The sequence below is a fragment of the uncultured Methylobacterium sp. genome, from assembly GCF_964251405.1.
GTDB lineage: Bacteria > Pseudomonadota > Alphaproteobacteria > Rhizobiales > Beijerinckiaceae > Methylobacterium.
The window spans coordinates 1-5,290 of sequence record NZ_CAXUJR010000031.1 but is presented as its reverse complement, the minus strand read 5'-3'; the positions used below and the strand labels follow the sequence as shown (position 1 = coordinate 5,290).

At 71.1% G+C, this 5,290-nt stretch carries 4 protein-coding genes and 1 tRNA gene; 2 read left to right on the top strand and 3 right to left on the bottom strand.

Annotated features, from left to right (window positions below):
• Window positions 1-219: 219 nt before the first annotated feature.
• On the bottom strand, window positions 220-1,509 hold the full coding sequence (locus ACFE7U_RS08025) for a class I SAM-dependent RNA methyltransferase (protein ID WP_375409207.1): 1,290 nt from the start codon (window positions 1,507-1,509) through the stop codon (window positions 220-222).
• Window positions 1,506-2,252, bottom strand: coding sequence for a TlyA family RNA methyltransferase (locus tag ACFE7U_RS08020; RefSeq protein ID WP_375409229.1), 747 nt, complete (start codon window positions 2,250-2,252; stop codon window positions 1,506-1,508). The genes ACFE7U_RS08025 and ACFE7U_RS08020 overlap by 4 nt, the downstream gene beginning before the upstream one ends.
• Window positions 2,253-2,611: 359 nt before the next feature.
• Between ACFE7U_RS08020 and ACFE7U_RS08015 the strand changes: the two genes are divergently transcribed.
• On the top strand, window positions 2,612-4,147 hold the full coding sequence (locus tag ACFE7U_RS08015) for a CHAD domain-containing protein (protein ID WP_375409206.1): 1,536 nt from the start codon (window positions 2,612-2,614) through the stop codon (window positions 4,145-4,147).
• Between the two features lie 9 nt (window positions 4,148-4,156).
• Here ACFE7U_RS08015 and rlmB read toward each other — a convergent pair whose 3' ends face one another.
• Complete coding sequence (gene rlmB, locus ACFE7U_RS08010) at window positions 4,157-5,011, bottom strand: 23S rRNA (guanosine(2251)-2'-O)-methyltransferase RlmB (RefSeq protein WP_375409205.1); 855 nt, start codon at window positions 5,009-5,011, stop codon at window positions 4,157-4,159.
• A 201-nt stretch (window positions 5,012-5,212) separates the two neighbouring features.
• On the opposite strand from rlmB, the gene ACFE7U_RS08005 reads away from it, so the two are divergent.
• Window positions 5,213-5,288: transfer RNA gene (locus tag ACFE7U_RS08005), tRNA-Glu, on the top strand.
• The last annotated feature ends 2 nt before the right edge of the window (window positions 5,289-5,290 follow it).

Genomic DNA, 5,290 nt, shown 5'->3' with positions numbered 1-5,290 from the left:
TATGGCCGGTTCTCGTCGACCGGGGAAGGCAAGGGGTTGGCGACGAAAGGCATCGGGATCTGAGCCAAGGCGGCCCCTTCGGGAAGCGCGCAGATGTGAGTCGCCGCAACAGTGACGGCGATGGATGGCTCCTGGCGGTGCAAGGCGACCATCCGGTCGAGTCGATGAGCGGTCCGTCGTCTTTTCTCCATCCTCCAAGCGAAGCGATCCGGACCCGACCTATCGGCGGCGGCGTGGGGCCTCGCGCCGAAAGACGCCGACGAGTTCGACATGGCTCGACCAGGCGAACTGGTCGACTGGCGTGACCCGCTCCAGGCGGTATCCGCCGGCGACGAGCGTGGCGGCGTCGCGGGCGAAGGTTCCCGCGTCGCAGGCCACGCCGATCACGAGGGGCACCTTGGATTGCGCGAGCCGCTCCGTCTGGGCTTGTGCGCCGGCCCGGGGTGGATCGAACACCACGGCGTCGTAAGCGTCGAGCTCGATCGGCAGGAGCGGGCGACGGAAGAGGTCGCGGCGCTCAGTGGTGATGCGGCGCAGTCCCTGCGTGGCCCTATAGGCCCGGTCGAGGCTCGCCAGGGCCGCCGCCTCACCCTCGACGGCGTGGACGTCGCAGGTTCGCGCCAGGGCAAGGCTGAACGGGCCGCTTCCGGAGAAAAGGTCGAGGGCGCGCTTCGTCCTGCCGTCGAGGGCGGCCAGGACCAGTTCGGTCAGGGCTGCCTCGCCCGCCTCCGTCGCCTGCAGGAAGCCGCCGGGCGGCGGCACCCAGGCCTCGGCGCGTGACGGAAGCAGGGGCGCCCGGCGCTCGACGACGATGTCGCCATGCAACGAGAGCCTGGCGAGGTCGAGGTCGCTCGCCAAGCGTACGAGAACCGCGCGCACGCCCTCGCTCACCGGCCCATGCCCGCGCAGGTCGACGTCGAGGCCACCGCGCGTGGCCGTCACCGCCACGTCGAGCGGCTTGCGGCCATGGCCGAGCGGCGCGCTCAGGGCCACCGCGACGGCCGGAGCCCGGTGCAGGACGGGCACGGTGATCGGGCAATGGTCGATGGCGACGAGGTCGTGGCTACGCGCCGCCATCAGGCCGGCCCGGGCCGCTCCGTCCACGGCGCGAACGTGCAGGGTGAGGCGCCGGCGACCCTCGCCGTGAGCGGGGCGCATCGCTTCGGGCACGACCGCGATGCCGGCCTGGGACAGCGCCCTGTCGACGAGGCCTCGCTTCCAGGCGGCGTAGGGCTCAGGCGCGAGATGCTGGGCGGCGCAGCCGCCGCAGGTCCCGAAATAGCGGCAGAACGGGACGACCCGGTCAGGGGAGGGCGTCTCGACGGAGACGAGCTGGCCGCGGCTGCCCTGCCGGGCGACCGCGACCCGTTCGCCCGGCAGGGCATAGGCGACAGTGAGGCCGTCGGCCGTGATCCCGTCGCCGCGTGCGCCGAGCCTCTCGATCGTCACGGTCTCGGTCCGGATCTCTTCGGTCCTGCTCTCTTCGATCCTGATCTCTTGGCCCGTCATGGTCGTCCTCTCAGGCGTGCGCCCACCAGGAATTCACGGTTGCCGTCGCCGCCGGTGACGGGCGAGGGGATCAGGCCGAGGACCGCGAAGCCGAGGCCGGCGAGCAGGCTCTCGATCTCCGCGCAGACCGCGTCGTGGATGGCCGCATCGCGAACGATGCCACCGCGCCCGACCCGCTCCCGCCCGGCCTCGAATTGCGGCTTGATCAGCGCGGCGAGCCCCGCCCCCACGTCCAGCAACGGCGCGAGCGCCGGCAGGACGAGACGCAGGGAGATGAAGCTGACGTCGATGGCCACCAGCGCCGGAGGCCGTGGGATCAGCGTCCGGTCGAGGGCGCGGGCATCGGTCCCCTCGAGGCTCGTCACACGGGGATGACCGCGCAGGGAAGCGTGGAGCTGGTCGCGCCCGACGTCGACGGCATAGACATGCTCTGCCCCCCGCGCCAGGACGGCATCGGTGAAGCCTCCCGTGGAAGCACCGACGTCGAGGCAGACGCAGCCATCGGGATCGAGCCCGAAGGCGTCGAGAGCCGCCGTCAGCTTCACGCCTCCACGCGAGACGAAGGGGTGGGGCTGCGCCGCCTCGATGCGGGCTCCGGGGTCGAGGCGATCGGATGCGCGCTGCACCGGCCGGTCGTCGGCGCGCACGAGGCCGGCCGCGATCGCGGCTTGCGCGCGCGCGCGGCTCTCGAAATGTCCGCGCTCCACCAGGAGGCGATCGGCCCTCGGCCGGTCCTGCCCCATTTCACTCTCCGTCATGGCCCGGATCCGGGATCTCCGAATGGGCCTACGCCACCCTTCGGTCGACGAGGAGCTACGGCATCAGGCCGGATTGTCCAACCGCGCGGCCGACACCACGCGTGGTCGCCGGGCCGGGTCACTGCGCAGGACCTCACCACGAGGCGGGCATGGCAGGATTCGTCACGAAATCGACGCGCGCCGGTTCACGAGGCGTACAACGCCCGGTAGGATGGCCCGCTCATCGGTGCGACCCGGCCGTGGCCGCGTCGGCGCGGGTTCGCCTTCGGGCAGGGGCTTCCGGAGTGCGGCCGGAGTGCCTCCCTCCAGGCCGACGCCTTGAAGTACGGAAGCGAACGGACCCAATGACTAGCCCACGCGAGATCGAGCTGAAGCTGGAAGCGGGCGTACACGACATCGCCGCTCTGGCCACCCATCCTCTGCTCCAAGCGCAGGGTGGCGGCGAACCCGAGACACTGAGCTCGACCTATCTCGACACGGCGGATCGCGACCTGCTCGCGGCGGGCCTCACCCTGCGCATACGCAAGACGTCGGCCGGCTACCTCCAGACCGTGAAGGCAGCCACCGAGTCCGCAGGCCTGTTCGACCGTGCCGAATGGGAAGGCCCCGTTCAGGGTCCGGACCCGGACCTCGACGCGCTCGCCGGGACGCCCGCCGCCGCGATCCTCGCCAAGGCCTCGTCGCCCGGCCTCGAAGCGTTGTTCGCCACCGTCGTCGAGCGCACGACCCGTCCGGTCACCTACGGGGCCTCGCGGATCTCGGCGACCCTCGATCAGGGCCGCGTCGAGACGGGGGTCGGGGACGTGCCCCTGTGCGAGCTCGAACTGGAGCTCCTCGAAGGCGACGCCTCCGACTTGTTCGGCCTCGCCCAGGCGCTGGCCGAGACCGCGCCGCTGAAGCTCGGGGCGCTCAGCAAGAGCGCGAGGGGGTTCGCCCTCCTCAAAGGCAAGCTGCGCAAGCCGAGCAAGGCAGGGGCGGTGGCGCTCGATGGGTCGGCGAGCGCCGGCGAGGCCTTCCGGGTGATCGCGCAATCCTGCCTGCGCCACCTTCGCCTCAACGAAGATGTGTTCCTGCACGGGCGCGATGCGGAGGCATTGCATCAGATCCGGGTCGCCCTGCGCCGCCTGCGCTCGGCCTTCACCCTGTTCAAGCCGATGCTCGCGGGCGACGCCACCGCCACCCATCTGCGTAGCGAGATCAAGCGCGTCTCGGAGCCATTCGGCGAGGCTCGCAACATCGACGTCTTCCTCGAGACCACGTTGCCCGCCGAGATCGCGCGCCGGCCGGACGAGGCGAGCCTCGTCTCGCTGCGCGAGAGCCTGGAGGCGGAACGGTTGCGGGCCTACGACACCGTCCTGACCATCCTCGAATCACCGTCCTGGCGCGGCCTGCTCCTCGACCTCGTCGCTTGGATCGAGACCGGTCCCTGGCGGAACGCGGCCGCCAACGCCGTCCGCGACGAGCCGGCCCGTGATTTCGCCGCCGACATCCTCGAAAAGGCTCGGCGCCGAATCCGCAAGCGCGGGCGCCATCTCGACCGCCTCGATGCCGAGGCACGCCACCGGGTCCGGATCGAGGCGAAGAAGCTGCGCTACGGCGCCGAGTTCTTCGCCTCCCTCTACGCCGACCGGAAGGTCCACAAGCGCCACAAGGCCTTCGTCTCGGCGCTCTCCGACCTGCAGGACCACCTCGGGTCCCTCAACGATCTGGCCACGGCCCACGACGTCGTCTCGGGCCTCATCGTGACGGAGGCCGGAGGCGAGGCCCTGTTCGCGGCAGGCCTCACCGCGGCCGACGGCGATGCGACCGCCGCAAAGCTCCTCTCGGCGGCGGCCGAGGCGCACGAGGAACTGCTCGACGTGAAGCCGTTCTGGCGCTGAGGCGGCCCGTCAGGGTGTCTTGCGCGTGCTCAGGGCGTAGAGGGTGATCGCCGCCGCGTTCGAGACGTTGATGCTGCGGATCTCGCCGGAAAAGGCGATGCGGGCGAGCACGTCACAGCAATCGCGGGTGCGCTGGCGCAGGCCCTTGCCCTCGGCGCCGAGCACGATCACGGCGGGCCGCTGGGGACCGACCGCATCCAGCGGCGTCTCCGCATCGGAATCGAGGCCGATGCGGGTGAAGCCGCGTTCCCCGAGCTCGATCAAGGCCTCGGCGAGGTTGCGCACCACGACGAGCGGCACATGCTCCAGGCCGCCCGAGGCGGATTTCGCGAGCACGCCGGTGGCGGTGGGCGAGTGCCGGGCAGTGGTGATGATGCCCGCCACCCCGAAGGCCGCCGCCGTGCGGACGATGGCGCCGACATTGTGCGGATCGGTGATCTGGTCGAGGGCCAGCAGCAGCGCGTCGTCGGGCAGATCCTCGAGGTCGGGGCCGGGGAGGGGATCGGCTTCGAGGTAGAGCCCTTGATGCACGGCGTCCGCGCCGAGCAGCGCGTTGATGGCGCTCGGCCGCACCAGCTCGGGCGCGATGCGGAGGTCTCCGATCTCGGCGGAGAGCCGGGCGAGGGCGTTCTCGGTGGCGAGCAGGCGATGCAGGTGCCGGTCGCCATTGGCCAGCGCCTGCGAGACCGGGTGCCAGCCATACAGGACGACGTGATCCCCGCTCGGGGGACCGGGCCGGAACCGGTCGCCACCCCCCGATGCGGGCTTCCTGTCCCAGCTCTTGCGCGGCCAGGACTTCTTCACGAACGCCTTTTTCGGCGGCGGTGTCCTGCCCGCTGGGGGGTCGTCGCTCTGTGTGGTCATGATGGCCGTCCGATCCAAACTCCGCGACAAACGGGGCCGCGCGTCTTTCGTCAAGCCGGAGAGTCCCGATGGTCCGAATGGGGCGGCGGCGGAGCCGTCCACTCGACCGCGTTTCCCAGTTGCCCCACCGGATCACGCCCTCCGACGACGGGCGTTGCGCCGCGTGAGGAAGCCCCCTATAGAACCCTCGCTCGACCCAACGCGCCCTTCGTCTAGCGGTCCAGGACGTCGCCCTTTCACGGCGAAAACACGGGTTCGATTCCCGTAGGGCGCGCCAAC